Genomic DNA, 24,104 nt, shown 5'->3' on the forward strand with positions numbered 1-24,104 from the left:
GGTTTTGCGCAACCTAAGTAACGTTGCATAAAATCTTTAGGTGGCACGCTGGTCCTCGATCATTGATCCGGCGACCGCACGTGCGTTCGACCGCAGCCGTCTCGACGCGATGTCCATGGTCCTGCGATCGTTCGTGGCAGTCTTGCGTGCGCATCTCGTGGTCTCGGCCTCGCAACTGATCGAGGCCGCTGGCGCGATCCTGCTGTTGTGCCTGACCCTGCTCGGTGTCTATCTCTGCTTCGATCTGCGCGACATCGCGTGGCAGAACGCGCGGCGCAACGCGCTCACCCTTCTCTCGGTGATCGAGGAGGGCGTCGGACACAACATCAAGTCCTATGACCTGTCCCTGCGCGCCGCTGCGCACGCGGCGATGGGTCCGGACGGCGCCTCCCTGGCCACCGAACTCCGACGCTTGGCGGATTTCAATGCCGCCGCCATCGGAACGGGCCTTGGCCCCATCGCGGTGACGGATCGGGAGGGTCACGTCATCGCGACGAGCGATCGCAGCGTCCTGCCGATGCCGGACCTGAGCGCCCTTCCCGAATTCCAGGCTCTGCGCGCTGCGCCGGATACGGGCCTGATGCTGATGGGGCCGAGTCGCTCGCTGCTGACAGGCCGGCAGATCATCCGCATGGCCCGGGCGGTGGAGCGGCCGGATGGATCCTTCGCGGGGATCGTCACCGGTTCGCTCGATCTCAGCCAATTCCACGAACGTTTCGACCGCATGCGCTTCGATGCCGGACTGATCGTCAACGTGTTTCATCAGGATGGGACGCTGCTGATCCGCGTGCCCGCCAAGCTAGATGCTCTCGGCCGCAACATCAGCGCGAGCCCCGGCTACCGCACCTACCGTACGAGTGAGCGCGGTGAGTTCATCGGTCGGTCCCATCTCGACGGCGCGATGCGCCTGTACAGCTTCGCCAACCTTCAGGATCTGCCACTCATCGTCACCGTGGCCACGAGCGTCGAGAGCATCCAAGCCCACTGGATCTACAAGGCTGCGATCATCGCCGCACTGATGCTGGGCCTCAACATCCTCAGCTTCGGCTTCATGATCCTCGTCAAACGGGAGGTCGGCCGGCACGTGGCCGCCGAGGCGAGCACGCGCGCGGCCAACGCCGCTCTCACCGTGCTGGCCCGGACGGACGGCCTGACCGGCCTGCCGAACCGCCGGAGCTACGATGAGCATTTCGCGGAAGCCTGGACCCAGGCCGTCTGTTTCAGGACGCCGCTTTCGCTGCTGATCGTCGATGCCGACCACTTCAAGCAGTTCAACGACCGGTTCGGCCATCGCCGCGGCGACGAGGTTCTCACGGCGATTGCCGATTGTCTGCGCCAGACCCTTCCGACCGGCGGCCTCGGCTTCCGGATCGGCGGAGAGGAATTCGTCGCGCTCCTGCCCGGCTGCGACGCCGCGCAAGCAGATGGCGTCGCCGAGAGCATCCGCCGCGCCGTGGTCAATCTCCAGATCGCGCACGCGCCGGAGATCGGCGGGATTGCCACCGTTAGTATCGGCGTCGCGAGCGTCGACGTGGGGTCCGGCGAGGCGCCCGAATCGCTGTTCGTGTCGGCGGATGCGGCGCTCTACGCGGCCAAGACCGCCGGTCGCAACCGGGTCCGGACGGCGCCCTGGGCGAGGCTCGTCCTACCGGCTGCCGTCGCGTGACCGGCCGGGTCGTCAGAGCATCGGCAGCATGCGCGGGCGCGGCCCCCGCGGGAAATGTGCGTCGATCAGGGCGATCTCGGCCGCCCCGAGATGCAGGTTTGCCGCACTGGCATTCTCCACCGCGCGGGCTGGCCGACCGGTCTTGGGGATCGTGAACGTCCCGCCCATCCGGGTCAGGAAGGCGAGGGCGACCGCATGCGGGGTTGTTCCGTGCGCCTGCGCGATCCCCGCCAGAACTTGGCCGCCGACACTGGCGGGATCGGGGAAATCGCCGCTGCCGAACGGCGAGTAGCCGACCATGGCGACGCCGTGCTTCTCGCACCAGGGCAACACCGCGTGCTCGATCGCCCGCTCGTTGAGATGATAGAGCACCTGATTGCAGGCGATGCGGTCCGGCCCGGCGATGGCGAGGGCTTGGTCGAGATCCTCGACATCGAAATTGCTGACACCCCAGGACAGGATCTTGCCGGCCCGGCGCAGATCCTCGAATCCGGCGATCGTTTCCTCCAGGGGGTGCTGGCCGGGCCAATGCAGCAGGTAGCTGTCGAGCCGGTCGGTGCGCAGGCGCCGCAACGACTCCTCGCAGGCGCGCGCGACGCCCCGGCGGGTCGCGTTACCGGGCACCACCTTCGACACGAGGAAGATTTCCTCGCGGCAATCCGTGATCGCGTCGGCCACGATGGCCTCCGCGTCGCCGTACATTTCGGCCGTATCGATATGGGTCATGCCGGCATCGATGCCGGCGCGCAAAGCGGCGATGGCGTTGCCGCGATCCGCGCGATCGATATGCCACGTGCCCTGTCCGATCACCGGAACCGGGACGCGGGCTGCACCGAAGCTCCTGGCCTGCATGGCGTCGTTCCCTTCCCTGTCTCGTCACTGCCGCGATAACGGCGCCGACGAGCGGAGCCTGCGTCGCGATCCTGCCGATGCACGCCTTACTCGCGCCATCATGGATTGTTGAGCAAGAGACCGCGCTTGAAGGCGGTGCTGCACTTTAGGCCATGGCCTGATGTCAGACGGCGCGGGCCCACCGATCCCGCGTCATGGAGTCGAACCCGTGAAGCCCGGTCCGGTGCGCGGTCGCTCGGTTGGCCATGCTGGAGTTGCGCCGATGCTGCCCGCCCACCGCCTGTTCTGGGTCGTGATCCTGCTGGCGGCCGCGGCTGCTGGGCTCCTCTACAACATCATCTTCGCCGCGGGTGCTTCTCCGCTCGCCGGCTTCACCTACGGCCTCTGCATGGGCGCGACGGTGCTGGCCTTCGACCGCGGTTTGATCCTGGCGGGCCTGCAGGCGCGGATCCGCCGGTTCCCGGCCTGGCTCTACGTGGTGGCGGCCGAACTCGCCTACGTGCTGATGATCATGACCGGCAACGCGCTGGGCGGCCTGCTGGTCTGGACCTTCGCGCTGACGCATGATGATCTCACCTCGGCGACGCGGATGACCGCGCGCGTGCTCGCCTACGCCCTGGCCGTGTCCGGTCTCCTCGTCTTCGTGATCCGAATGCGCGACCTGATCGGCGGCGAGGTGTTCGTGAACTTCATGATCGGCCGCTATCACAAGCCCGTGGAGGAGGAGCGCGTCTTCCTGTTCCTCGACGTGGTCGGCTCGACCGCCTTCGCGGAGGCACATGGCGATCTGCGCGCCCAGGAATATCTTGGGGCCGTCTTCGCGACTTTGGCCGAGCCGGTGCGCCGCAACGGCGGCTCCGTCGATGATTACGTCGGGGATCTGGCCATCATCACGTGGCCGATGGCCCGGGGGCTGAAGGATGCGCGCTGCGTGACCTGCCTGTTCGACGTGCTCGATCGGATCGAGGCCGATGCGGCGGCCTGGACGGCCCGGTTCGGGACGGTGCCGCGGCTGCGCGCGGCTCTGCACGGCGGTTCGGTGGTCACGGCCGAAGTCGGGGTCGATCGGCACAAGATCGCGTATTTCGGCGATGCCGTGAACGTCACGTCGCGGATCGAGGCCCTGTGCCGCCCCCTCGGAGTCGGCATTCTGATCTCGCAGGATCTCCTGGAGCGGCTGCAGCGTCTGCCCGGCGGCGTGCGCGCGCGCTCGCTCGGCGCCCACGCGCTCCGGGGCCGCGGAGCCCCGCTCGCCGTCGCCACGCTGGAGCGCGGTCACACCGATGCCGTGCCGGTCACGGAACTGGAACAGCGGCGCGTGGCGGCTGCCCGCTGATGGCCCGCGTCGAGGCACCCCGAGCCGCCATCCTGACGACCGCGAAGATGGGTCTGCGTTTCGGTTTCCCGCTGCTCGGATTGCTGGTCTTGGGACATGCCGTCGTGATCTCGGTGGGCGGCGATATCGAACACTGGCAGTTCGCCCTCGGCGTGCTCCTGGTCCTCGCGGGCTTCACGTCGAAACTCGTGCCGCGACCATGAGCGCCGATGCGGCGGGGCCGCCGATCTACCTTGATGCCGATGCTTGCCCGGTCAAGGATGAGACCTATCGAGTCGCGGCCCGCTACGGGCTCACCGTCCATGTTGTCGCCAACAGCATCCTGAACCTGCCGCGCGAACCCTGGATCGTGCGCGTGGTGGTCGGCTCCACCCTCGACGCCGCCGACGACTGGATCGCCGAACGCGCCGGCCCGGGCAGCATCGTCCTCACCGCTGACGTACCGCTCGCCGCACGCTGCGTGAAGGTTGGCGCGACGGTTCTGGCGTTCACGGGCAAACCGTTCAGCGAGTCCTCGATCGGCATGGCCCTCGCGACCCGCGATCTGATGCAATCCCTGCGGGAGGCCGGGACGATTACCGGCGGTCCGAAACCGTTCTCGCGCGCCGACCGGTCAGCCTTCCTGTCGGCGTTGGATCGCGCGGTGAACCGAATCCTGCGCGAGCGCCCCCGCGACGCGTAGGATGGGGGCGCTGTCGCACCGACTTGAGGACCGGACTCAGTCCTGTTCGGCGGGGACGAGCGCCTTCAGCGCCGCGTTGATGCGGTCCTGCCAGCCCGGACCATCCTTCTGGAAGTGGGCGAGCACCGCGCTGTCGAGGCGCAGGCTCACCAGTTCCCGCGCACCGGGGGGCGCTGCGGGTCGGGGGGCTGCCTGCCGAGGCGGAGCCTCCGGCTTCGGCGAGGTCGCCGCTCTGAAAGCGGCTTCGGCGGCCGCGCGCGGATCGCTGAAGCGGCGGCGGTTGCGATCGTCGGCCATCGGCCTCTAATCCTTTGCCGCGGTCTTCTTCGGTGCGGCCTTCTTGGCTGCACCCTTGCTGGCCCCCTTCGCGGCAGCCTTGGCTTCCTTCTCGGCCGCCTTGGTCTGAGCGTCCGCGGCCTCCTTGGCGAGCCGAAGCGCGCGCAACTTGACGGTCCGCTCGTCGACGGCCTTGATCTGCGCGTGATGCTCTGCCATCGCCTGCGCGCCCTCGCGAGCCATCCGCTCGGCGCGTTCGGCCCGTTCGGCGCGGTTATCGGCCCGGGTCTTGGCCTCCGCTTCCGCGTCGCGCGTCGCATTCTCCTCGTCGAGGTCGTACTCAGTCTCGTCGCTCATTCTGTCCCTTTCGCCCCTGCTCAGCCACACCGGCCCGTCGCAACCTGCGCGGGATGGCGACTGAGCGGGTCCGGCCCGCTGGAGGAGGTGGGCAAAGCCGGGTCAAACGCAGCCATGTCCCGTCGCTGAAGGCACACAGATGCATGTTCCGGAAGGCTTTAGCATGCCCGCCAGTCCGATGGCGAATCTGCGGCGCGCGTCTGGTACGCGAGCGCACAATATTCGCGGGGATTACCGAAAGTTCAGACTAGTCCTGGCACCTTCATTCTTAGCCAAGCGTTGTGAGGCCCAATTTTATCTCACTCGGAAGTTGAGCGGGATCGAGACCGACAGGCTTGGCTGCGTCACGCCGGGCGGTGCCGGCGGTAGGCTTCCGCGGACAGCCGAGAGTGCGGCGCTGTCAATCTGGCCAATGCCGCTGGAGCGCGCGACGCCCGCAGCCGTCACCTGACCCGACCGCAGCACGGTGAAGCGGACGACGGCGGTTCCGCCGCCGGTCCCGTTGGCAGCACCCGCGTTCATACGCCCGTGGATCGCCGAGCTGATCGCGCCGGTCCACTGTCGCATCGCGCTCGGGTCGCTGCCCGCCGCGGCGCGGCCGGTGGTATTCTGGCGCGACGCTGAAGCGGAGTTGCGTGCCTCGGCGCCCTGCTGCGCCTTGGCCTGACGGGCCTTGGCTTCGCGCGCCGCCTTCGCCTTCGCCTCGCGGATCTCTTCGAGACGCTCCTGCCGCGCTTCCTCGCGCTTCTGCTCGCGGAGCTTCTCCTCACGGATCTTGCGCAGCTTCGCCTCCCGTTCGGCCTTGAGCTTGGCGGGATCGGGCTCGGTCTTCGGCGGCTCCTCGGTCTTGGCGACCTCGGCGGGGGGCGGCGTCAACGGCTCGGCGCTCTCCGCGGTGGAGGTGATCACCTGGCTCGGCGTCTCGACCGCCTCGGCCTGGGGCGGCGGCTCGACCACCGGGGTCTCCTCCGGCTTTGCTTCGGCGGTCTCGGCCGGCGGCGGCGGCTGCACGGCTTCATCCGGCGGCAGATCGACGGGCTTCACCTCCGGCGGTGCGGCCTGGCTCATCTGCTGCTCGGACGGCGCCTCAGTCGGCGCCTCGGTCATGACCGGAGCCAGATCCACCGTGATCTGCTGCTCGCCGGGCGGCGTCGGCGGCGCGAGCTGCAGGAACATCGCGGCCACAAGCGCGAGGGCGTGCAGCAGCAGCGCGACCAGGAAAGCCGCGACGAGCCCGGATGGGCGACGCTGCCCGAACCCCTCGGGCACATCCGTCGGTACGAGAGTGTTCATCGGTTCAGCGGGCGGTCCCGGCGGGTGCGGCAGCGGGGGCGGCAGGAGCCGATGAGGCCGCGGCTGCGCCGCCGGGCGACTGTGCGATCAGCGAGACCTTGGTGAAGCCGGCTTGGCCCACGAGGCCCATCACCTCCATGACCTTGCCGTAGGGCACGTCCCGGTCGCCACGCACCAGGATCACCTGATCCTTGTCCGCAGCCGCCATCTCCCGCAGGCGCGGCACGAGGCTGTCCATCGTGAACACCTCCTTGGCGATCGACGGGTTGCCGTCCTTGTCGACCGTCACCTCCTGAGGCTTCTTCGATTGCGCGACCTTGGGGGCCGCGGTTTTCGGAAGCTGAACGGGAACGCCGGTGGTCATCAGCGGCGCGGCGACCATGAAGATGATCAGCAGCACGAGCATCACGTCGACCATCGGGGTCACGTTGATCTCGGACATCGGCATGTCGTCGAGATCGTCGTCGTCGCTCGTGCGGATGGATCCCATCGCCATGGGGCGTCTCCGGTTCCGGTGCGTCCGGCCCGTCGGGCGGGCGCGGCAGAGGGGGGTGGTGCAGCTTACTCGGCGGCGGCGCGGTGCGCTGTGCCGGCGCGGTCGCGGGCGAGGCGGTTACCCAGCAGCGAGATATAGGACGAGAAGGTGCTCTGGATCGCGCTCACGTCGCCCGACAGTTTGTTGAACGCCATGACGGCCGGGATGGCGACCACGAGGCCGATCGCGGTGGCGAACAGAGCCTCCGCAATGCCCGGCGCCACCACGGCCAGCGACGTGTCCTGGCTTCGCGCGATCGACGAGAACGAATTCATGATGCCCCAGACCGTGCCGAACAGGCCGACGAACGGCGCTGTCGAGCCCGAGGTCGCCAACAGCGAGAGGCCGGTGCGCAGGCGCTTCATTTCCATGGTGAGCGCGCCCTTCATGGCCCGCTCGATCCGCTCGCGGCGCTCGGCCCGGGTCTCGGAGGTGTCCTGATCGCGCCACGCGTCGATGCCCGCCCGGGCGACGTGGCCGGCGATGCCGCGGAGATCGCCGTTGAGCTTGCCGCCGGATTGGACCAGCGTGGCGAAGTCCTTGGCCTGCCGCCGGGCTGCGGCGAGGCGGATGATCTTCTCGAACACCACCGTCCAGCACGCGATGGAGGCGACCACCAGGAGGATCATCACGCCCTTGACGATCGGATCGGCCTGAAGGAACAGGCCGAGGAACGAGAAGTCGTGGGCCGCCTCGATCGGCGCTTGTGTCGGGTCCATCGCGGGCTCCTGCCGTTGGTCTCATGCGGCCTTGCGCCGCTGTCTTGTCGGGGGCGGCGAAAGCCGCTGGCCGCCCGGCAATCCAAGGTGCCGGACGGTGTCACCGCTTCATCCGACGCACAGCCGAATTCAGCGGTCGAACGGAATGCTGGCCTTCGAGTCCGTCTCGGTCCGTTCGAGGCAGGCCTCGCGGGCGGAGTCGCCTCCGTCGCAGGCCAGAACGTCGTTCAACAGGACGCGCCCGACCTTGTTGCAGGCGATCCCGGGAAAATCGAAGATCTTCACCACGGTCTTCCGGGGCGGAAGCGGCCCCAGTTCCACGGCGACGCGCTTCTGGGCCACCCCATCCGTGTCGAAGGCGAAGAGATCGACCTTGTAGGATTTGAGGCTTGCGCCCCTGGTGTTGTCGATCACCATGGTGACGCGGCAGGCCTCTCCGGCGGTCTCGACCTTGTTGAGCTGGAGCTTCAAAGGCCCGGCCTTCTCCGACCCATCCTGGGCCAGGGCCGATGCCACGAGGAGCGCCGAGAGCGCGACACAGGCCGCCGTATCGAACGCAATGCGCCCGATCCGTCGGCGGTATAGGGGAACGCTCAAGGCAAGCACCGAACCGTCATCCTTTTCCTCGCCAGCGCAGCAGGCCCGCGCCCGCCGCCTCTGCCCAATCGATGCGATCCCGCGGGGGATCAGTGAAGTACGACGCCGCTGCGGCAGGACGCCGGCGCCAAGCGCTCGGCCGCCGCTTCGAGCGGATCGACGGCCGCACGGACTGCCGCCACCAGCCGTGGCGCCGCCTCGCGCCCGGTCATCTCCGCCGCCGCTTCCTCCAGGTCGACCCAGAGCTGACGCCGGCCCCGGTTGATCATATTCACCAGCGCGCATTCGTGGCCGGTCACCCGGCAGCAACTCGCCGGCATGAACGACCAATCCTCCTCGCGCTCGGCGCGGAGGGCGCGAATGATCGCTACAACGCAGGCTACGAACCGGCATCCCTCCGCCGGCCCCAACAATTGCTCAGCCCCGTCGAAGGCCGCATTCCAGCACGCGACGTCGCTGGTCATGTAGCCGGCTGCGACGAACCGGGCCACCGACAAAGCCAGGATCTCGGCCTCGTCGCCGCACACGTCGACCACGCGCCGCATCGCCGTACGGTCCGAGAGAGTCCGGGGCGCGTCCATGGGCTGCGTTGCCTCGCGTCACAGGAGGAATTCGTGCGCTCGTCCAATGAGATCGTCCGATCGCCAGTCGCGGCAGTAAGCCACCACCGGCGTCGTGATCAAGGGCAGGCGCAAAAATCAGAGCAGTTCCAAACTGTTAGGACGGAGCGTGGCGGTTTGATAACTTGCCACTCTTTCCTACACGACATTGCCGAATGGTCCTGAATGCGCCCGAGGGGGCAGGAAAGATCGGATACGTCGGAAATCGCGGACGTCCCTTGATGGGCCGCACCACCGCGGCCATATCGTCGAGTTGCCGGCGTTGTCTCGTCCGGCGGAGCGCTGCCATGGCGGGCTCCCTGTCAACGAGGTGCTCGGGCATCGCGGGGCGGCGGCAAGCCCCGGGCGCGGAGGCCTCGCTTTCTGGATGACGGCCGCGATGACGCGCACCTCGCCCTTCGGGCATCCGTTCCTGCTCGGGTTCGACGAGATCGAGCAGGCCCTCGACCGGGTTTCCAAGGCCGCCAGCGACGGCTATCCGCCCTACAATATCGAGCGCCTGCCCCGGACCGAGAGCGAGCCCGAACGGCTGCGCATCACGCTGGCGGTCGCGGGCTTCACCCGCGAACAACTCGACGTGATGCTGGAGGAGAGCCAGCTCGTGGTACGCGGCCGGCAGGTCGACGAGCGCGAGCGGCATTTTCTCCATCGCGGCATCGCGGCGCGGCAGTTCCAGCGTACCTTCCTCCTCGCCGACGGCATGGAGGTCCTCGGCGCGGATCTCGCCAATGGCCTGTTGTCCATCGACCTCGTCCGGCCGGAGCCGGATCGGATCGTGCGCAAGATCGATATCGGCGCGCGCGGCTGACAGCGAAGAGATTGATCGGACGACAGCAATCCCCACATGCGTAGCGTGCCGCCGGTGCCTCCGGGACCGGCCGCGGACGCTCTGCCACCCCAGGAGGGCTTTGATGACCGATCTGAACCCGTCGCCCCTGACCCCCGCCGATCTCGATCCCGCCGACTTCCAGCCGGCCGATCTCGCGGCGCTCGGTGAGGGGCATATCGCCTACGTCCGGCCGATCCGATCCGACGAGGTGCGCCGCTTCTTCCCGCAGGCTCCGGAACTGACGCCGGGCCTCGACCTCTTCGCGCTGCTCTCGGCGAGCGGTGCACCGATCATGCTCGCCGATTCCCGCGATGTCGTGCTGGCCAATGCCGCTGCGCACGATCTGCAGCCCGTCAGCCTGCACTGAACCCGACGGGCCTCGCCCCGTCAGACCATCTCGGCCACCGCCGCCACGAGCCGCGCGATATCCTGCGGCCGCGACAGGCGGTGGTCGCCGTCGGCGATCAGCGTCATGACGGTCCCCTCTGCCGGCAGACGCCCGAGGATCTTGAGGGCGTGGGTGTAGGGCACATCGGTGTCGCGCATCCCTTGCAGGATGTGGATCGGGCAGGCCGGATCGAAGGAATCTCCGAGCAGGCAGTTCCCGCGCCCATCCTCGATCAGTTTCAGGGTGATCGGATCCGGCTCCGGCGCATAGTCGCTGGGCCGGCGCAGGACCCCGTCGCGAACCAGCATGGCCTGCGCCGCCGCGCTGAGACGGCCCCAGATCAGATCCTCCGTGAAATCCAGGGCCGGGGCGATGAGCACGAGCCCCGCGGTTGTCTCGCCACGTAACGCCCGGGCGCGGGCCGCGAGGCAGGCGATCCATCCACCCATCGAGGAGCCGACCAGGATCGGGGGTTCGTCGACATGCGCGCTCAGCACGACCAGCGCGTCCTCCAGCCAGGAGCTGATCGTGCAATCCTTGAACGTGCCGCTCGATTCGCCATGGGCCGCGTAGTCGAACCGGACGAAACGGCGCCCGGCTTCCGCCGCCCATTGATCGAGGGCGCTGGCCTTCGTGGCCTTCATGTCCGATCGGAACCCGCCGAGCCACACGACCGGCGGACCCGCCCCCTGGCGCTCGCGCACGGCGATGCGCCGTTCGAGGCCTCCGGCACCGACCGTGAGGAAACGCGGCTCGCTCTCGCTCATGCGGATCTCCGATATCCCCATCCATGGGCGAAGAAACGCCGTCCTTGAGACGGTTCGCTTCAACATCCGTTTACCGGACCGTAAAGCGCGACGACGATGCTGAAGCAATGGCAGCGAGCATTTGGCAGATACCGGCGGGCGGCATGCGCGTCCTCGCCGAGGGACCGCGGACGGGTCACGAGCCGCGAGGCCTGTCGGGTTTCCCCGCCGAGGTCGGCGCCCTGGCGGGCGCGCGGGTCCTGCAGATCATTCCCGAACTTGAAGCCGGGGGTGCGGAGCGGACGACGGTCGATGTCGCGGGCGCGCTGGCGGCGGTCGGGGCCCGCGCCCTGGTGGCGACCGAAGGCGGGCGCCTGGTCGGCGAGTTGCAGGCGAAGGGTGGCCACTGGCTGCGCTTCCCGGCGGCGTCCAAGAATCCGGCCGGGATGGCGGTCAACGTCCTGCGGCTGATGATGCTGTGCCGCCGGGAGGGCGTGCAGATCATTCACGCCCGCTCGCGCGCGCCCGCTTGGGTGGCGCTCGGCGCCGCGCGCAGGCTCGGCCTTCCATTCGTGACGACCTATCACGGCAGCTATTCCGGCCGGACCAGCGTGAAGGTGCTGTACAATTCCGTGATGGCCCGCGGCGACGTGGTGATCGCCAACTCGCATTACACCGCCGATCTCATCAAGCGGATGCATGCCGAGCAGGCCGGTGATCGCGTCCAGGTCATCCACCGGGGCACCGATCTCGCCGTCTTCAACCCGGTCGCCGTCAGTGCGGGCCGGGTCGAGGCGCTGCGTCGGGCCTGGAACGTCGCGCCGCACGAGCGGGTGATTCTGCTGGCGGCCCGCCTCACCGCCTGGAAGGGGCAGCGCGTACTGATCGAGGCAGCCGCGCACATGCGCGACCGGGGCATCCGCGATTTCGCCGTCGTGCTGGCCGGCGACGCCCAGGGACGGAGCGCCTACGAGCGTGAACTCGACGCGCTGGTCGCAGCCCGGAACCTCGACGCCGTCGTGCGACGGGTCGGCCACTGCACCGACATGCCGGCTGCGTTCAGAGCCGCCTCGGTCGTGGCCGTGCCGTCCGTCGAGCCGGAGGCTTTCGGGCGATCGGCGGTCGAGGCGCAGGCGCTCGGCACGCCGGTTGTGGTGTCGAACCTCGGAGCCGTGCCCGAGACGGTCCTGGCCCCGCCGGATGTGCCGCCCGGCCAGCGCACCGGGTGGCGTGTTCCGGCTGGGGATGCCGCTGCCCTGGCAACCGCACTGACCGAAGCCCTCTCCCTCGGGGCGAGCGCCCGGGATGCCATGGCGCGCAGGGCCCGCACCCATGTCGAGGCGCATTTCTCGCTCGATCGCATGGTCGGCGATACGCTGGCGGTCTATGCCCGATTGCTGCGTGACGCCCGCTGAGCCGGCCCAGGCCCGCGGCCCCGGTTGACATCCCACGGTGGACCGCGACTATTTTCGGTCTCCGTCTCGGTCAGACGTTGACTCTGGCCGCGCTTCCCCCAACGTAGTATGTCCGGAAGAGACCGGAGCGGCCGGCGGCCGGGTGATCCTCACGGGGATTGTCCGGTCCGCCATTTCGTCGTTGCAGCAGGAGACCTAAGCCATTCGTAGACCGATGAGAGCCATGCCGGCCCCGCAGAAGGACGGGCCGCGCGCCAACCGCGACATTCGCGGTGTGCGAGAGGTGCAGCTGATCGACGATACCGGCCAGAACCGCGGCGTCGTCCCCTTCTTCGACGCCCTCAACCTCGCCGAGGAAGCCGGCCTCGATCTCGTGGAGATCGCGCCCAATTCCGTGCCGCCCGTCTGCAAGCTGCTCGATTACGGGCGCTTCCGCTTCAACGAGCAGAAGAAGCAGAACGAGGCGCGCAAGCGGCAGAAGACGGTCGAGGTCAAGGAGATCAAGCTCCGCCCCGGCATCGACAAGCACGACTACGACACCAAGATGAAGTCGGTGCACCGCTTCTTCGAGGAGGGCGACAAGGTCAAGGTGACCCTGCGCTTCCGTGGCCGTGAGATGGCTCACCAGGATATCGGCCTGCGCCTCCTGGAGCGCGTGAAGAACGAGACGGCCGAGATCGCCAAGGTCGAGAGCGAGCCGATGCTCGAAGGCCGGCAGATGATCATGATCCTGGCGCCGCGCTGAGCGCCGCCGCGTCTCCTTTTCCGCCGCTGATTTCCGGCCCTGGGGCATCCTCGCCCCAGCGCCGATCCCGACAACGGCCCTTGCGCTTCTTCCGCGCGCCGCTGCGAAGGCCTATGGGCTGCGCATGGCCCTCTCTTCCGACGAGATCGAACGCTACGCCCGCCACCTCGTGCTTGCCGAGATCGGCGGCCCGGGTCAGGCCCGGCTGAAGGCTGCCCGGGTGCTCGTGATCGGTGCGGGCGGGCTCGGCGCGCCGCTGATTCAGTACCTCGCGGCGGCCGGGATCGGCACGATCGGTATCGTCGATGACGACACGGTCTCCTTGTCGAACCTGCAACGGCAGGTGATTCACGGCACGCGGGATCTCGGCCGACCGAAGGTCGAGAGCGCCGCCGAGGCGATCGCGCGCCTCAACCCACATGTCGCGGTGGTCCCGCACCCGATCCGCATCGATCCCGACAACGCGGTCGAGCTGATCGCCGGTTACGACCTCGTGGCGGACGGGTCCGACAATTTCGCCACGCGTTACGCCGTCTCGGATGCCTGCTTCCGCGCCCGCCGCCCGCTGGTGACGGCGGCGCTCGGCCGTTTCGACGGCACGCTCACCACGATCCGCGCGCACGAGACTGGCCCGGACGGGACGCCGAATCCGACCTATCGCTGTCTGTTCCCGAACCCGCCGCCGCCCGGCAGCGTCCCGGCCTGTGCCGAGGCGGGCGTTCTGGGGGCGCTCGCGGGCGTGATGGGCTCGCTGATGGCCATGGAGGTCATCCGGGCGGTGACGGATTTCGGCGAGCCCCTCGTCGGCCGTCTCCTGATGGTCGATGCCCGCTCGATGCGGTTCGAGACGCTGCACTACGGCTGGGATCCCGAGAACCCCCTCAGCGGCACGGGCGCTTCAGCTGAATAGCGGGCCCGGCGGCATCCAGGGGCCTTCGGCCTGCTCCTTGCCGAGGCAGCATTTCTTGAACTTCTTGCCCGAGCCGCACGGGCAGGGGTCGTTGCGACCGACATCCTTGAACGGGTTTCGCTGCGGCTCACCCGCCCCCTCGACGGTCCAGTCGAGGGCTTCGACCGCATCGTCCAGATAGCCGTACTGATAGGGGCCCAGCCGATCCCGATCGTCGGGCTTCGTCTCGGCCTTGCGCAGGGCCTCCTTGAACCAGTCGGCGTCGCTGATCTCGTCGGTGATGCGTCCGTCGGCGCGGGCCGCGGCGACCCGGGGGGCGAGATCGCGGAAGCCGAGATGCGCGATCGTCTCCTCCCAGCCGATCCAGGCCGGCGCCTCCTCGACGGCCGCTTGCGCGTCGTCGAAGCGGATCAGCAGATCGTGCATTGCGGTGCGCTCGATGCGTCCCTCCAGGGTCAGGAAGGTGCAGGCGCAGAGCAGCGCCATGCGGGCGTAATCGTCGACGGTGCTGTCGAGGATCAGGCGGAACAGCGGCTCTGGATCGCCGTCGAACAGGCTCGCCAGCATCTTGGCGAGGGTCGCGGTGACGGCATCGCCCAGCACGGCATCGAGGCTCTCCTCGTCCTGCCGCAGGAGGCGCAGCAGCGGCGCGAGGGCGCGCGTGTCCCGGGCCTGCGCCATGATGTGCAGACCCCAGAAGAGGAGGTTGGCCTCCTCCGGGGTCAATTCGCGTTCGTCGGCCGCTGCTTCGAGCAGCGGCAGCGTCGCTTCCGCGATCGCGGCCGGATGCTTCACGGCCTCGCGCAGAGCGGCGGTCGGCCGGCGTTCGGCCGCCGCCAGATCCGCGATGAGCAGGGCGGTCCGATTCACGCGTTGTTCCTCAAGCCCGAAGCGTCGCGCCGGTCCGGCGCGAGACTTCGGCGACGATCTTGGCGCTCACGGCTTCGATCTCGGCATCGGTCAGGGTCCGGTCCACCGGCTGAAGCCGCACCGCGATCGCCACCGACTTAGCACCCTCCGGCACGCCCACGCCTTCGTAGAGATCGAACACGTCGACACCCGCCACCAGCTTGCGCTCGGCGTTCTGGGCGGCCTTCACGATATCGCCTGCCGGCACGTCGCGGCCGACCACGAAGGCGAAGTCACGCGACAGGGGCTGGAACTCGGACATTGCGAGGGCCGGCTTGGCCTTGGTCGGCTTGTGCTTGGGCAGCGGCAGGGCATCCAGCACGATCTCGACCGCGACGAGGCTGCCCTTCAGGTCGAGGGCCTGGAGCGTCCGCGGGTGAACTTCGCCGAACCAGCCGATCTCGGTCTTGGGACCGAAGCGCAAGGTTCCCGAGCGGCCGGGATGCAGCCAGGACGGCCCACCGGCCGTCACCTGAAGCCCGCCGGTCGGCACGCCGAGGCTGCCGAGCAGGGCCAGGGCGTCGGCCTTGGCGTCGAACGCGTCCACCGTCTCCGTCGCACCGTCCCAGTGGCGCCCGGCCCCCGCGGGGGTGGCGCTACCGCGGCGCACAGCGGCGGCGCGGATCGTCTGGCCCTCCGGCCTGTCGGTGGCGAAGCACTGGCCGACCTCGAACAGGGCAACATCCGGGTAGCCGCGGTCGGCGTTGCGCTGGGCCGCGCGCAGGAGACCGGGCACGAGGCTCGGGCGCATGTCCGACAGGTCGGAGGCGATGGGATTGGCCAGGGCCAAGTCAGCGCCGCCGCCGCCGAACAGCACGGCGTCGTCGTGCGGGACGAAGGACCACGTCACGGCCTCCATCAGCCCGCGGCTCGCCAGGGCGCGCTTGGCGGTCCGCGTGCGCTTCTGCATCACGGTGAGCAGCGCGCCGCCCACATTGGCCAGACGCGGCAAGGGCTTGGCCTCAATGCGATCGAGGCCGGCGATGCGCACGACCTCCTCGACGAGATCGGCCTTGCCCTCCACGTCGGGCCGCCAGGACGGCGTGCGCACCTTCACCCGGTCGCCGGTGCCAGAGACGTGGAAGCCCAGCGTCTCCAGGATGATCGTCATCTCGGTTTGGGGCACGTCGAGGCCAGCGAGGCGGTGTACCTCGGTCCAGGGGAAGTCGATGATCCGCTCGGATTCGGGCGGCTTGCCGGCGACCTGCGCCTCGCTCGGCGTACCACCGCAGAGATCGACCACGAGGCGGGTCGCCAGATCCAGCCCGGGGAGCGTGAAGGCCGGGTCGACGCCGCGCTCGAACCGGTAGCGGGCATCGGTGATGATGCCGAGTCGCCGGCCGGATTGCGCGATGTTGGTCGGATCCCACAGGGCCGATTCGATCAGCACGTCCGTGGTGGTCTCGTCGCAGCCCGACGCTTGGCCGCCCATGATGCCGGCGATCGATTCGACGCCGTTCCGGTCGGCGATCACGACGGTGTCGCTGGTGAGCGTGTGGGTGCGCCCGTCAAGCGCCACCAGGCTCTCGCCGTCCCGGGCGCGGCGCACCGTGAGGCCGCCCGACACCTTGGCGGCGTCGAACACGTGCAGCGGCCGGCCGCGGTCGAAGGTGATGTAGTTGGTGATATCGACCAACGCGTTGATCGGGCGCAGCCCGATGGCGCGCAGGCGGGCCTGCATCCAGGCCGGGGAGGGGCCGTTCTTTACGCCGCGCACCAGCCGCAGGGCGAAGAGCGGGCAGAGGTGCCGGTCGGCCGGCTCGAAGGCCAGCTCGATTCCGATCGGGCATGGGGCCTCGCCACCCACGCCCGGCAGGGTCTCGCCCTTGAGCGTGCCGATCCCGGCCGCCGCGAGGTCGCGGGCGATGCCGTGGATCGAGGTGCAGTCCGACCGGTTCGGCGTCAGGTTTATCTCGACGACCGGATCGTCGAGCCCGGCGTAGAGCGCGTAGGCCTGGCCGACCGGCGCATCCGCGGGCAGTTCGAGGATGCCGTCATGGTCCTCGCCCAGGCCGAGCTCGGCCCCCGAGCACAGCATGCCGCGGCTCTCGACGCCCCGGATGGTGCCGACCGACAGGGTGATGTTCTTGCCCGGGACATAGGTGCCGGGCGGCGCGAAGACCGAGATGAGGCCCGCGCGGGCATTCGGCGCCCCGCAGACCACCTGCACCGGCGCACCGGCGCCGGTCTCCACCGTGCAGACGCGCAGGCGATCGGCGTTCGGGTGCTGCTCGGCCGTCAGGATTTTCGCGACGACGTAGGGCTTGAGCGCGGCCGCCTTGTCCTCGACGCCTTCCACCTCCAGGCCGATCCGCGTCAGCGTCTCGGCGATGGTGTCGAGGGAGGCCTCGGTGTCGAGGTGGTCCTTGAGCCAGGAGAGGGTGAATTTCATGATGGACCTTCGAGAGCCTAGCGTCGGCTCGATCGCGTGGTGAGTAGAATCGCGAGCTTCCGCCTGACGTCGAGCGGTAGCTCGTCAAGAAGACCGACTGTTTCCTCGGCAGCTGCGATCAGGGTTCGGGTCTCGGTGCGGGTCAGCACCTTCTGCTCGCTGCCGAGCCTGCCCGGCGGACTATAGTCGGCATCTTCCCGCCAGCGGCGAAGAGCGATGAAGACGTCCGCGACGGCCGAAACGTCTGGGTGAAGCGTACGCGCCCTGGGTGATACCAGCACGTCCCGTGCCTTGTTGTGTTCGAGGTTCCGATAGACGAGTTCGATCTCGTCCGCCGAAGCGGTCCAGAGGCGGAGGCCATCACAGCAGATCTGACAGAGGCAATGGAAGACCGCATAGTACGCGCTGCTGAGGGCCCGCCGGAAGGCCGCCTGCTCGACGATGCGCCGCCCTCGGATGCTTGTCAGATGAACCGCGATCTCAAGCAGGCCGCCACTGAGCGGATTTCGTGTCCGCCGTGTCACGGATCGAAATCCTCGGGGGCTGCGCCCGGGATCTCGTCATCGGGATAGGCATAGCGCAGGAACGGAAAGCGCTCCTCGCCGAGTTCACGCAACCGCGTGTGCAGCCCGGAGAGCGCGGCCACCACCGCCCGACCGTCGGCCGGCTGCGATCCGGGCCGGAAATGCGCTAACACGCGAACGGCCGCAACACCTTCCGGATCGATGTCGTCGGCAACCTCGGCGCGCTCGAAGCCGTGGGGGCCGAGCGTCGCCTGCAGCACCTCGTTGGCGACGCCGGCAATTTGAGCGTGAGTCAGCACGGTGCCCTCCGCCGCTATCCCGTCAGCCCGCCCACCAGACTCGGCACGTCGAGCGGCCGGAACCCGTAATGGTCGAGCCAGCGGACATCCGCCTCGAAGAAGGGGCGCAGATCGGGCATGCCGTATTTGAGCATTGCGATGCGGTCGATGCCGACCCCGAAGGCGAAGCCCTGCACCGCATCCGGATCGAGCCCGCAATTCCGCAGGACGTTCGGGTGGACCATCCCGCAACCCAGGATCTCCAGCCAGTCCTCACCCTCGCCGAAGCGAATCTCGCCGCCCTTGCGGGAGCACTGGATGTCCACTTCCGCGGAGGGCTCGGTGAACGGGAAGAAGGATGGGCGGAAGCGCATCTTCACGTTCTCCACCTCGAAGAACGCCTTGCAGAACTCCTCCAGCACCCATTTCAGGTTGGCGATGTTGGCGCTGGTGTCGATCACCAGCCCCTCGACCTGATGGAACATCGGCGTGTGGGTCTGGTCGGAATCGTGCCGGTAGGTCCGGCCCGGGATGATCACCCGGATCGGCGGCGTCTGCGCCCGCATGGTCCGCACCTGCACGGGGGAGGTGTGGGTGCGCAGCACCTTGCGCTTCCCGTCCTGGTCGGGGGCCAGGAAGAACGTATCGTGCATCTCCCGGGCCGGGTGGCCGGGCGGGAAGTTGAGGGCCGTGAAGTTCAGCTCATCCGTCTCGATGTCTGGCCCCTCGGCCACCGCGAAGCCCATATCGGCGAAGATCGCGGTGATCTCGTCGATCACCTGGGAGATCGGGTGGATCCGGCCGCGCACCTCCGGCGCCTCGCGGACCGGCAGGGTCACGTCGACCCGCTCGGAGGCGAGGCGGGCCTCGAGCGCAGCCTCGGCGAGCTCGGTCTTCCGTGCGGTGACGGCGCCCTGAACCCGGTCGCGCAGGCCGTTGATCAGGGGCCCGCGCTCCTTGCGCTCGTCGGGCGTCATCGACCCCAGCGTCTTCAGCAGATCCGAGACGCTGCCCTTCTTGCCCAAAGCGGCGACCCGCACCGCGTCGAGGGCCGCCTCGTCGGAGGCCGCCGACACCTGGGCCAGGAGATCGCGTTCGAGGCTGTCGAGATCGGTCATCGCTGTCATCAAGCAGGGTTGGCGCAAGAAGCCTTTGCGGCGTGCTCTCGCGCGTTGTGCCGCCCGGCGCAAGCGCGGGGCGTCTCAAACGACGAAGGCGCGGCTCCTGGGGAACCGCGCCTTCCGTGCGTCTCGCCGTGAGCCTGGATCAGGCAGCCTTGGCGGTCTGGGCGGTGTTCTGGGGAAGGGCGGCCTTGGCCTTCTCGACGACGGCGGCAAAGCTCGCCGGCTCGTGGATCGCCAGCTCCGACAGGGCCTTGCGGTCGACGATGATGCCGGACTTCGCTAGGCCGTCGATGAAGCGCGAGTAGGTCAGGCCGTGCTCGCGGACCGCAGCGTTGAGGCGCTGGATCCAGAGGGCGCGGAACGTGCGCTTCTTGTTCTTACGGTCGCGGTAGGCATACTGCATGCCCTTCTCGACCGCCTGCTTGGCGATGCGGATCGTATTCTTGCGCCGGCCGTAATAGCCCTTGGCGGCCTTCAGAACCTTCTTGTGCTTCGCGTGACTGGTCACGCCGCGTTTGACGCGGGCCATCGGTTATCTCCTGGATTCGACGAAAGTCAGTGGCAACGGGTGGTGAAGGACTTACCGCGCGTTCGGCAGGAAGTACTTCTTCACGTTGGCGGCATCGCCCTCGAACAGGGTCGTGGTGCCGCGCAGGTTGCGGATCTGCTTGGTCGTCCGCTTGATCATCCCGTGGCGCTTGCCGGCCTGGGCGTACATCACCTTGCCAGTGCCGGTGATCTTGAAGCGCTTCTTGGCGCCCGATTTGGTCTTCAGCTTGGGCATTTGGCTCTCCGTTGGCGAAACTCCGTCCGGCCGACCCGTGAAGGTCGGAGGGGGAGCGCGCAAAGATGCTTCTGGTGGAGCAGCACGAGCCGCCACGGCAGCCCTATCGGCCGGGCGGTTCGACGCGGGGCGGCTTATGACAGAAAGCTGACGCGGCGGCAACGCCCGTGCCGTGAAGTCGACCAGTGGCGATTGCCGGCCACGGTCCCATGATTGCGGGAACGGTACGGTCCGGTGGCTGTTTCGCTGCGGCCTGACCGTGATGGTGATTCGGAGGAATTCGGGGATAGCGAGCGCACCGCACAAAACGGTGCGCGACAGCGGGGGGCGCCAGGAACCATAACCTTAGCCGTCAGTTTCATTCATGTCCCGCTCAGGCCGGCAGGGTTAGACCCCCCGTCAAATTCGGCCACTTAGGAGACACTTCGTGCGCATTGCCCAGATCGCTCCGTTGTCGGAGGCCGTGCCTCCGAAGTTTTACGGCGGCACCGAGCGCGTCGTCAGCTGGATTACAGAAGAACTGGTCCGCCAGGGCCACGACGTCACGCTGTTCGCCAGCGGAGACTCGCAGACATCCTCCAAGCTGGCGTCCTGCACGCCGGAGGGTCTGCGCCTCCTCGGCTACCGGGACCACACGGCCAGCCATCTGGCCATGCTGCATCAGGTCCATCGGCGCGCGCACGAGTTCGATATCCTGCACTTCCACATCGATCTGCTGCAGTATCCGATGTTCGAGGACTTGAATCACAAGTGCCTCACCACGATGCACGGCCGCCTCGACGTACCGGACTTCATGCCGGTCTACCGCACCTTCACGGGCATGCCGCTGGTGTCGATCTCCGACAATCAGCGCCTGCCGATGCCGCCGACCTCGAACTGGCTGGCGACGATCCATCACGGCCTGCCGGCTGAGAATTGCCCGTACTACCCCGAGGCCAAGGGTGGCTACCTCGCCTTCCTCGGCCGAATCTCGCCCGAGAAGCGGCCCGACCGGGCGATCGAAATGGCGATCCGCTCCGGCACGCCGCTCAAGATCGCCGCGAAGGTCGACAAGGCCGATCAGGATTACTGGGACGAGAAGATCGAGCCGATGATCCATCACCCGCTGGTGGAGTTCATCGGCGAGATCAACGAGGAGCAGAAGAAGGACTTCCTCGGCAACGCCCTGGCGCTGGCTTTCCCGATCGACTGGCCGGAGCCCTTCGGTCTCGTGATGATCGAGGCGATGTCGGCCGGTACCCCGGTGATCGCGTTCCGGAACGGTTCCGTTCCGGAGGTGATCAAGGACGGCGTGAGCGGCGTGCTCTGCGATAACATGGACGATGCCGTGGCGGCCGTCGCCAAGGTGAAGGCCATGAGCCGCGCTGGTGTGCGCCGTCACTTCGAGGGTGGCTTCACGGCCGAGTGCATGGTCAAGAAGTACGTCGCGGCCTATGAGGAACTGCTCAGCCGCGGCGCCGACGTGATCAAGCTGCCGTCGTCCGGCTTTCGTCAGCCCTACGGCGAGGTGAACGGCTCGGCCCGGCCGGCGATCCCGGTCGCCGCCATGCCGGCCTGATCGTCGGCACCGGGCTTGCGAGGCCGGCGAGGACCGGCCTAGCGTCTTAAAGGCGACTCATCCGTCAGGTGAACAAGGGCCGCGGCATCAGCATTGATGCGGCGGCCCTTTCGATTCCGACCCTCACACCACCCGGAGATGCCCCGCATGGCGGACAACACGGCAGCGGCCCAAGAGGCGATGAATCACGCGGCGATGAATCAGGCGTCGACGGTCCGGAATGCGGCCCCGAGCGCAGGGTTGGCACACGGATTCCAGGATGCGGACGATGTGCTGCCGCCCTATCACATTGAAGCGCAGACCTCCCTGGTGGAGCGGCCGCTGCGCGCGCTGAAGTTCGGCGAGGCGTTCGGAGTTCTCGATTCCTACGGGGATATCGGGGTCCAGCCCGGCCCGGAGGGCCTGTATTTCCAGGATACGCGCTACCTGTCGCGCTTGGAGGTGACCGTCGAGGGTCAGCGCCCGCTGATGCTCTCCTCGGTGATGCAGGACGATAACGGGGCGCTGAGCGTCGACATGACGACCCCCGACATCCGCCTCGACGCCCACGACGAGACCTCGATCCCCCGCGAGACGATCGCGATCGAGCGCACCAAATTCCTGTTCCGCGGCGCCTGTTACGACCGGATCGGCCTGCGCTCCTTCGATTCCAAGCACCGCCGCCTGCGCATCGCCGTGACCTTCGACGCGGATTTCCGCGATCTGTTCGAGGTGCGCGGCACCGACCGGAAGGAGCGCGGCAAGCGCGGCGTCCTGGTGGCGAGCGATCGGGAGGTCCAGTTCCGCTATGTCGGCCTGGACGAGATCGTGCGGACCACGGCCCTGCATTTCGGCCCGAAGCCGGACGCGATCGAGCCGGGCCGCGCGGTCTTCGACGTGTCGCTACCCCCGGAGGGCAAGACCTCCCTGTTCATCCGCGTGACCTTCGAGGCGCACCGCGCCTTCACCAAGCCGCCGACCGACACGATGGTGGGCGAGGACGCGGCCGCCAAACTCACGCTCGCGGCCAATGCCGGCGGCGCCCGGCGGGAGCCGAAGGATCTCGGCGAGGGTATGATTTTCGCCCGCGCCTACCGCGATTCGCGGCGCGACCTGCGTACACTGACCGCCGGCATCACCACGATCATCTCGTCGAACGATCAGTTCAACGAGGGCCTCTGCCGGGCCACCGCCGACCTCTACATGCTGGCGAGCCGCACGCCTGAGGGGATCTACCCCTTCGCCGGTATCCCCTGGTACTCCACGGTCTTTGGCCGCGACGGCATCATCACGGCGATGATGGCCCTGTGGATCGACCCGAAATTCGCCCGCGGCGTGCTGCGCTACCTCGCCGCGACCCAGGCCAAGGCGGTCGATCCGGCGGCCGACGCCCAGCCCGGCAAGGTCCTGCACGAGACCCGCCGGGGCGAAATGGCGATGCTCGGCGAGGTGCCATTCCGCCACTATTACGGCACGATCGACGGCACGCCGCTCTTCGTGATGCTGGCCTGGGAATACTACGCCGTCACGGGTGATCTCGAGACCGTGCGGGCGATCTGGCCGGCCCTCGAACTCGCGCTCGAATGGATGGACCGCTACGGCGACCGGGACGGGGATGGCTTCGTCGAATATGCCCGCGATACTGACAAGGGCCTGGAGAACCAAGGCTGGAAGGACAGCCACGATTCGATCTTCCACGCCGACGGCCATCTCGCCAAGGGCCCGATCGCGCTCTGCGAGGTGCAGGGCTACGTCTACGCCGCCAAGCACGGCATGGCGAAGCTCGCCGCCCTCCTCGGGCACGACCCGATGGCCGAGCGCCTGATGCAGCAGGCCGCCGCCCTGCGCGAAACGTTCGACGAAGCCTTCTGGAACGAGGAGATCGGGACCTACGCGCTGGCCCTCGACGGCGCCAAGAAGCAATGCGCCGTGCGCTCGTCCAATGCCGGCCACGCCCTGTTCACCGGCATCGCCAAGCCGGAGCGCGCCGCGCGGGTCGCCGAGACCCTACTCGGCAAGGACGGGTTCAACGGCTGGGGCGTGCGGACGATCGCCAAGGGCGAGGCGCGCTACAATCCCATGTCCTACCACAACGGCTCGATCTGGCCGCACGACAACGCCCTCATTGCGATGGGTCTCGCCCGCTACGACCGCAAGCACGAGGCCGCGCGCATCTTCCAGGGGATGTTCGATACCTCGCTCTATCAGGACCAGAAGCGGCTGCCGGAGCTGTTCTGCGGCTTCATGCGGCGCAAGCAGCGCGGGCCGGTCTCCTATCCGGTGGCGTGCAGCCCGCAGGCCTGGGCGGCGGCGGCGCCCTTCGCATTCCTGGCGGCGTGCCTCGGGCTCGAGCTCGACCACACCGGCAACAGCGTCTGCCTCAAGAACCCGATCCTGCCGGGCTTCCTCGATGGCGTGACGCTCTACAACGTCCGGCTCGGCAACTCGCATCTCGACCTCCGCTTCCAGCGCTACGACGACGACGTCACCGTCTCGGTCCAGCGCCGGCATGGCGACGTGCAGGTGGTGGTCACCAAGTAGGGGCTCCCCTCAGCGGCCCGCTTCAGGGTAAGCGGGCCGCGCAGCGCTT

27 protein-coding genes are annotated in these 24,104 nt (G+C 68.2%); 11 read left to right on the top strand and 16 right to left on the bottom strand.

Annotation, left to right across the window (positions count from 1 at the left end; genetic code table 11):
* Positions 1-133 precede the first annotated feature (133 nt).
* Positions 134-1,666: a sensor domain-containing diguanylate cyclase gene (locus MKK88_RS31335; RefSeq protein ID WP_244007310.1), complete on the top strand. Its 1,533-nt coding sequence runs from the start codon at positions 134-136 to the stop codon at positions 1,664-1,666.
* Positions 1,667-1,678: 12 nt separating this feature from the next.
* On the opposite strand, the gene MKK88_RS31340 is transcribed toward MKK88_RS31335, so the two are convergent.
* Entirely contained in the window at positions 1,679-2,518 is an 840-nt protein-coding gene (locus MKK88_RS31340; protein ID WP_244007312.1) for an aldo/keto reductase, read from the bottom strand.
* A gap of 262 nt (positions 2,519-2,780) precedes the next feature.
* Here MKK88_RS31340 and MKK88_RS31345 point away from each other — a divergent pair, with 262 nt between their 5' ends.
* Genes MKK88_RS31345 through MKK88_RS31355 form a run of 3 tightly spaced genes read left to right on the top strand, consistent with a single transcriptional unit; the run spans position 2,781 to position 4,536 of the window.
* Positions 2,781-3,854 (top strand): adenylate/guanylate cyclase domain-containing protein, encoded by a 1,074-nt coding sequence (locus MKK88_RS31345; protein WP_244007314.1) that lies wholly within the window; start codon positions 2,781-2,783, stop codon positions 3,852-3,854.
* A complete protein-coding gene (locus MKK88_RS31350) occupies positions 3,854-4,057 on the top strand; it encodes a hypothetical protein (RefSeq protein WP_244007316.1) in 204 nt (67 codons plus the stop codon). Before MKK88_RS31345 ends, MKK88_RS31350 begins: the two co-directional genes overlap by 1 nt.
* A complete protein-coding gene (locus MKK88_RS31355) occupies positions 4,054-4,536 on the top strand; it encodes a YaiI/YqxD family protein (protein ID WP_244007318.1) in 483 nt (160 codons plus the stop codon). The genes MKK88_RS31350 and MKK88_RS31355 overlap by 4 nt, the downstream gene beginning before the upstream one ends.
* A 36-nt stretch (positions 4,537-4,572) precedes the next feature.
* On the opposite strand, the gene MKK88_RS31360 is transcribed toward MKK88_RS31355, so the two are convergent.
* The 7 genes from MKK88_RS31360 to MKK88_RS31390 all read right to left on the bottom strand — a co-directional run bounded on the left by MKK88_RS31360 (position 4,573) and on the right by MKK88_RS31390 (position 8,894).
* Complete coding sequence (locus MKK88_RS31360) at positions 4,573-4,833, bottom strand: BrnA antitoxin family protein (protein WP_244007320.1); 261 nt, start codon at positions 4,831-4,833, stop codon at positions 4,573-4,575.
* A 6-nt stretch (positions 4,834-4,839) separates the two neighbouring features.
* A complete protein-coding gene (locus tag MKK88_RS31365) occupies positions 4,840-5,169 on the bottom strand; it encodes a hypothetical protein (RefSeq protein WP_244007322.1) in 330 nt (109 codons plus the stop codon).
* Between the two features lie 294 nt (positions 5,170-5,463).
* Complete coding sequence (locus MKK88_RS31370; protein ID WP_244007324.1) at positions 5,464-6,462, bottom strand: cell envelope integrity protein TolA; 999 nt, start codon at positions 6,460-6,462, stop codon at positions 5,464-5,466.
* A gap of 4 nt (positions 6,463-6,466) precedes the next feature.
* Positions 6,467-6,958, bottom strand: coding sequence for an ExbD/TolR family protein (locus tag MKK88_RS31375; RefSeq protein WP_244007326.1), 492 nt, complete (start codon positions 6,956-6,958; stop codon positions 6,467-6,469).
* Between the two features lie 65 nt (positions 6,959-7,023).
* Positions 7,024-7,716, bottom strand: a complete 693-nt coding sequence (locus MKK88_RS31380) for a MotA/TolQ/ExbB proton channel family protein (protein WP_244007328.1) — start codon at positions 7,714-7,716, stop codon at positions 7,024-7,026.
* A 129-nt stretch (positions 7,717-7,845) separates the two neighbouring features.
* Positions 7,846-8,322 (bottom strand): Tat pathway signal protein, encoded by a 477-nt coding sequence (locus MKK88_RS31385; RefSeq protein ID WP_244007330.1) that lies wholly within the window; start codon positions 8,320-8,322, stop codon positions 7,846-7,848.
* Between the two features lie 80 nt (positions 8,323-8,402).
* Complete coding sequence (locus MKK88_RS31390) at positions 8,403-8,894, bottom strand: hypothetical protein (RefSeq protein ID WP_244007332.1); 492 nt, start codon at positions 8,892-8,894, stop codon at positions 8,403-8,405.
* A 418-nt stretch (positions 8,895-9,312) separates the two neighbouring features.
* On the opposite strand from MKK88_RS31390, the gene MKK88_RS31395 reads away from it, so the two are divergent.
* Both MKK88_RS31395 and MKK88_RS31400 read left to right on the top strand, forming a co-directional pair.
* Positions 9,313-9,741: an Hsp20 family protein gene (locus tag MKK88_RS31395; protein WP_244007334.1), complete on the top strand. Its 429-nt coding sequence runs from the start codon at positions 9,313-9,315 to the stop codon at positions 9,739-9,741.
* Positions 9,742-9,844: 103 nt separating this feature from the next.
* Positions 9,845-10,129 carry a DUF1150 family protein gene (locus MKK88_RS31400; protein WP_020092805.1) on the top strand — a complete coding sequence of 95 codons (285 nt, stop codon included), beginning with the start codon at positions 9,845-9,847 and terminating at the stop codon, positions 10,127-10,129.
* A gap of 20 nt (positions 10,130-10,149) precedes the next feature.
* Here MKK88_RS31400 and MKK88_RS31405 read toward each other — a convergent pair whose 3' ends face one another.
* Entirely contained in the window at positions 10,150-10,917 is a 768-nt protein-coding gene (locus MKK88_RS31405; protein ID WP_244007336.1) for an alpha/beta fold hydrolase, read from the bottom strand.
* Positions 10,918-11,060: 143 nt separating this feature from the next.
* On the opposite strand from MKK88_RS31405, the gene MKK88_RS31410 reads away from it, so the two are divergent.
* The 3 genes from MKK88_RS31410 to MKK88_RS31420 all read left to right on the top strand — a co-directional run bounded on the left by MKK88_RS31410 (position 11,061) and on the right by MKK88_RS31420 (position 13,966).
* On the top strand, positions 11,061-12,311 hold the full coding sequence (locus MKK88_RS31410) for a glycosyltransferase (protein WP_409566741.1): 1,251 nt from the start codon (positions 11,061-11,063) through the stop codon (positions 12,309-12,311).
* A gap of 223 nt (positions 12,312-12,534) precedes the next feature.
* A complete protein-coding gene (gene infC / locus MKK88_RS31415; protein ID WP_244007340.1) occupies positions 12,535-13,056 on the top strand; it encodes a translation initiation factor IF-3 in 522 nt (173 codons plus the stop codon).
* Between the two features lie 124 nt (positions 13,057-13,180).
* Positions 13,181-13,966 carry a HesA/MoeB/ThiF family protein gene (locus MKK88_RS31420; protein WP_244007342.1) on the top strand — a complete coding sequence of 262 codons (786 nt, stop codon included), beginning with the start codon at positions 13,181-13,183 and terminating at the stop codon, positions 13,964-13,966.
* On the opposite strand, the gene MKK88_RS31425 is transcribed toward MKK88_RS31420, so the two are convergent.
* From MKK88_RS31425 to rpmI, 7 genes are all read right to left on the bottom strand, one after another.
* Positions 13,955-14,836 (bottom strand): DUF1186 domain-containing protein, encoded by an 882-nt coding sequence (locus tag MKK88_RS31425; RefSeq protein ID WP_244007344.1) that lies wholly within the window; start codon positions 14,834-14,836, stop codon positions 13,955-13,957. The two genes, MKK88_RS31420 and MKK88_RS31425, sit on opposite strands and share 12 nt — an antisense overlap.
* Positions 14,837-14,846: 10 nt before the next feature.
* Positions 14,847-17,267: a phenylalanine--tRNA ligase subunit beta gene (pheT, locus tag MKK88_RS31430; RefSeq protein ID WP_244007346.1), complete on the bottom strand. Its 2,421-nt coding sequence runs from the start codon at positions 17,265-17,267 to the stop codon at positions 14,847-14,849.
* Between the two features lie 17 nt (positions 17,268-17,284).
* The gene (locus MKK88_RS31435; protein ID WP_244007348.1) at positions 17,285-17,791 is read right to left on the bottom strand and encodes a hypothetical protein; all 507 of its coding nucleotides are present in this window, start codon (positions 17,789-17,791) and stop codon (positions 17,285-17,287) included.
* Positions 17,788-18,090, bottom strand: coding sequence for a hypothetical protein (locus tag MKK88_RS31440; RefSeq protein ID WP_244007350.1), 303 nt, complete (start codon positions 18,088-18,090; stop codon positions 17,788-17,790). The genes MKK88_RS31435 and MKK88_RS31440 overlap by 4 nt, the downstream gene beginning before the upstream one ends.
* A 14-nt stretch (positions 18,091-18,104) precedes the next feature.
* Complete coding sequence (gene pheS, locus MKK88_RS31445; protein WP_244007352.1) at positions 18,105-19,187, bottom strand: phenylalanine--tRNA ligase subunit alpha; 1,083 nt, start codon at positions 19,185-19,187, stop codon at positions 18,105-18,107.
* Positions 19,188-19,335: 148 nt separating this feature from the next.
* A complete protein-coding gene (gene rplT / locus MKK88_RS31450) occupies positions 19,336-19,722 on the bottom strand; it encodes a 50S ribosomal protein L20 (RefSeq protein ID WP_244007354.1) in 387 nt (128 codons plus the stop codon).
* 51 nt (positions 19,723-19,773) lie between these two features.
* Positions 19,774-19,977 carry a 50S ribosomal protein L35 gene (gene rpmI / locus MKK88_RS31455; RefSeq protein WP_007561407.1) on the bottom strand — a complete coding sequence of 68 codons (204 nt, stop codon included), beginning with the start codon at positions 19,975-19,977 and terminating at the stop codon, positions 19,774-19,776.
* Positions 19,978-20,404: 427 nt separating this feature from the next.
* On the opposite strand from rpmI, the gene MKK88_RS31460 reads away from it, so the two are divergent.
* Together MKK88_RS31460 and MKK88_RS31465 are read left to right on the top strand one after the other, a co-directional pair.
* On the top strand, positions 20,405-21,535 hold the full coding sequence (locus MKK88_RS31460) for a glycosyltransferase family 4 protein (RefSeq protein ID WP_244007355.1): 1,131 nt from the start codon (positions 20,405-20,407) through the stop codon (positions 21,533-21,535).
* Positions 21,536-21,730: 195 nt separating this feature from the next.
* Positions 21,731-24,055, top strand: coding sequence for an amylo-alpha-1,6-glucosidase (locus tag MKK88_RS31465; protein WP_244007940.1), 2,325 nt, complete (start codon positions 21,731-21,733; stop codon positions 24,053-24,055).
* Positions 24,056-24,104: the final 49 nt, after the last annotated feature.

It is taken from the genome of Methylobacterium sp. E-005, from assembly GCF_022829725.1.
Taxonomy (GTDB): domain Bacteria; phylum Pseudomonadota; class Alphaproteobacteria; order Rhizobiales; family Beijerinckiaceae; genus Methylobacterium.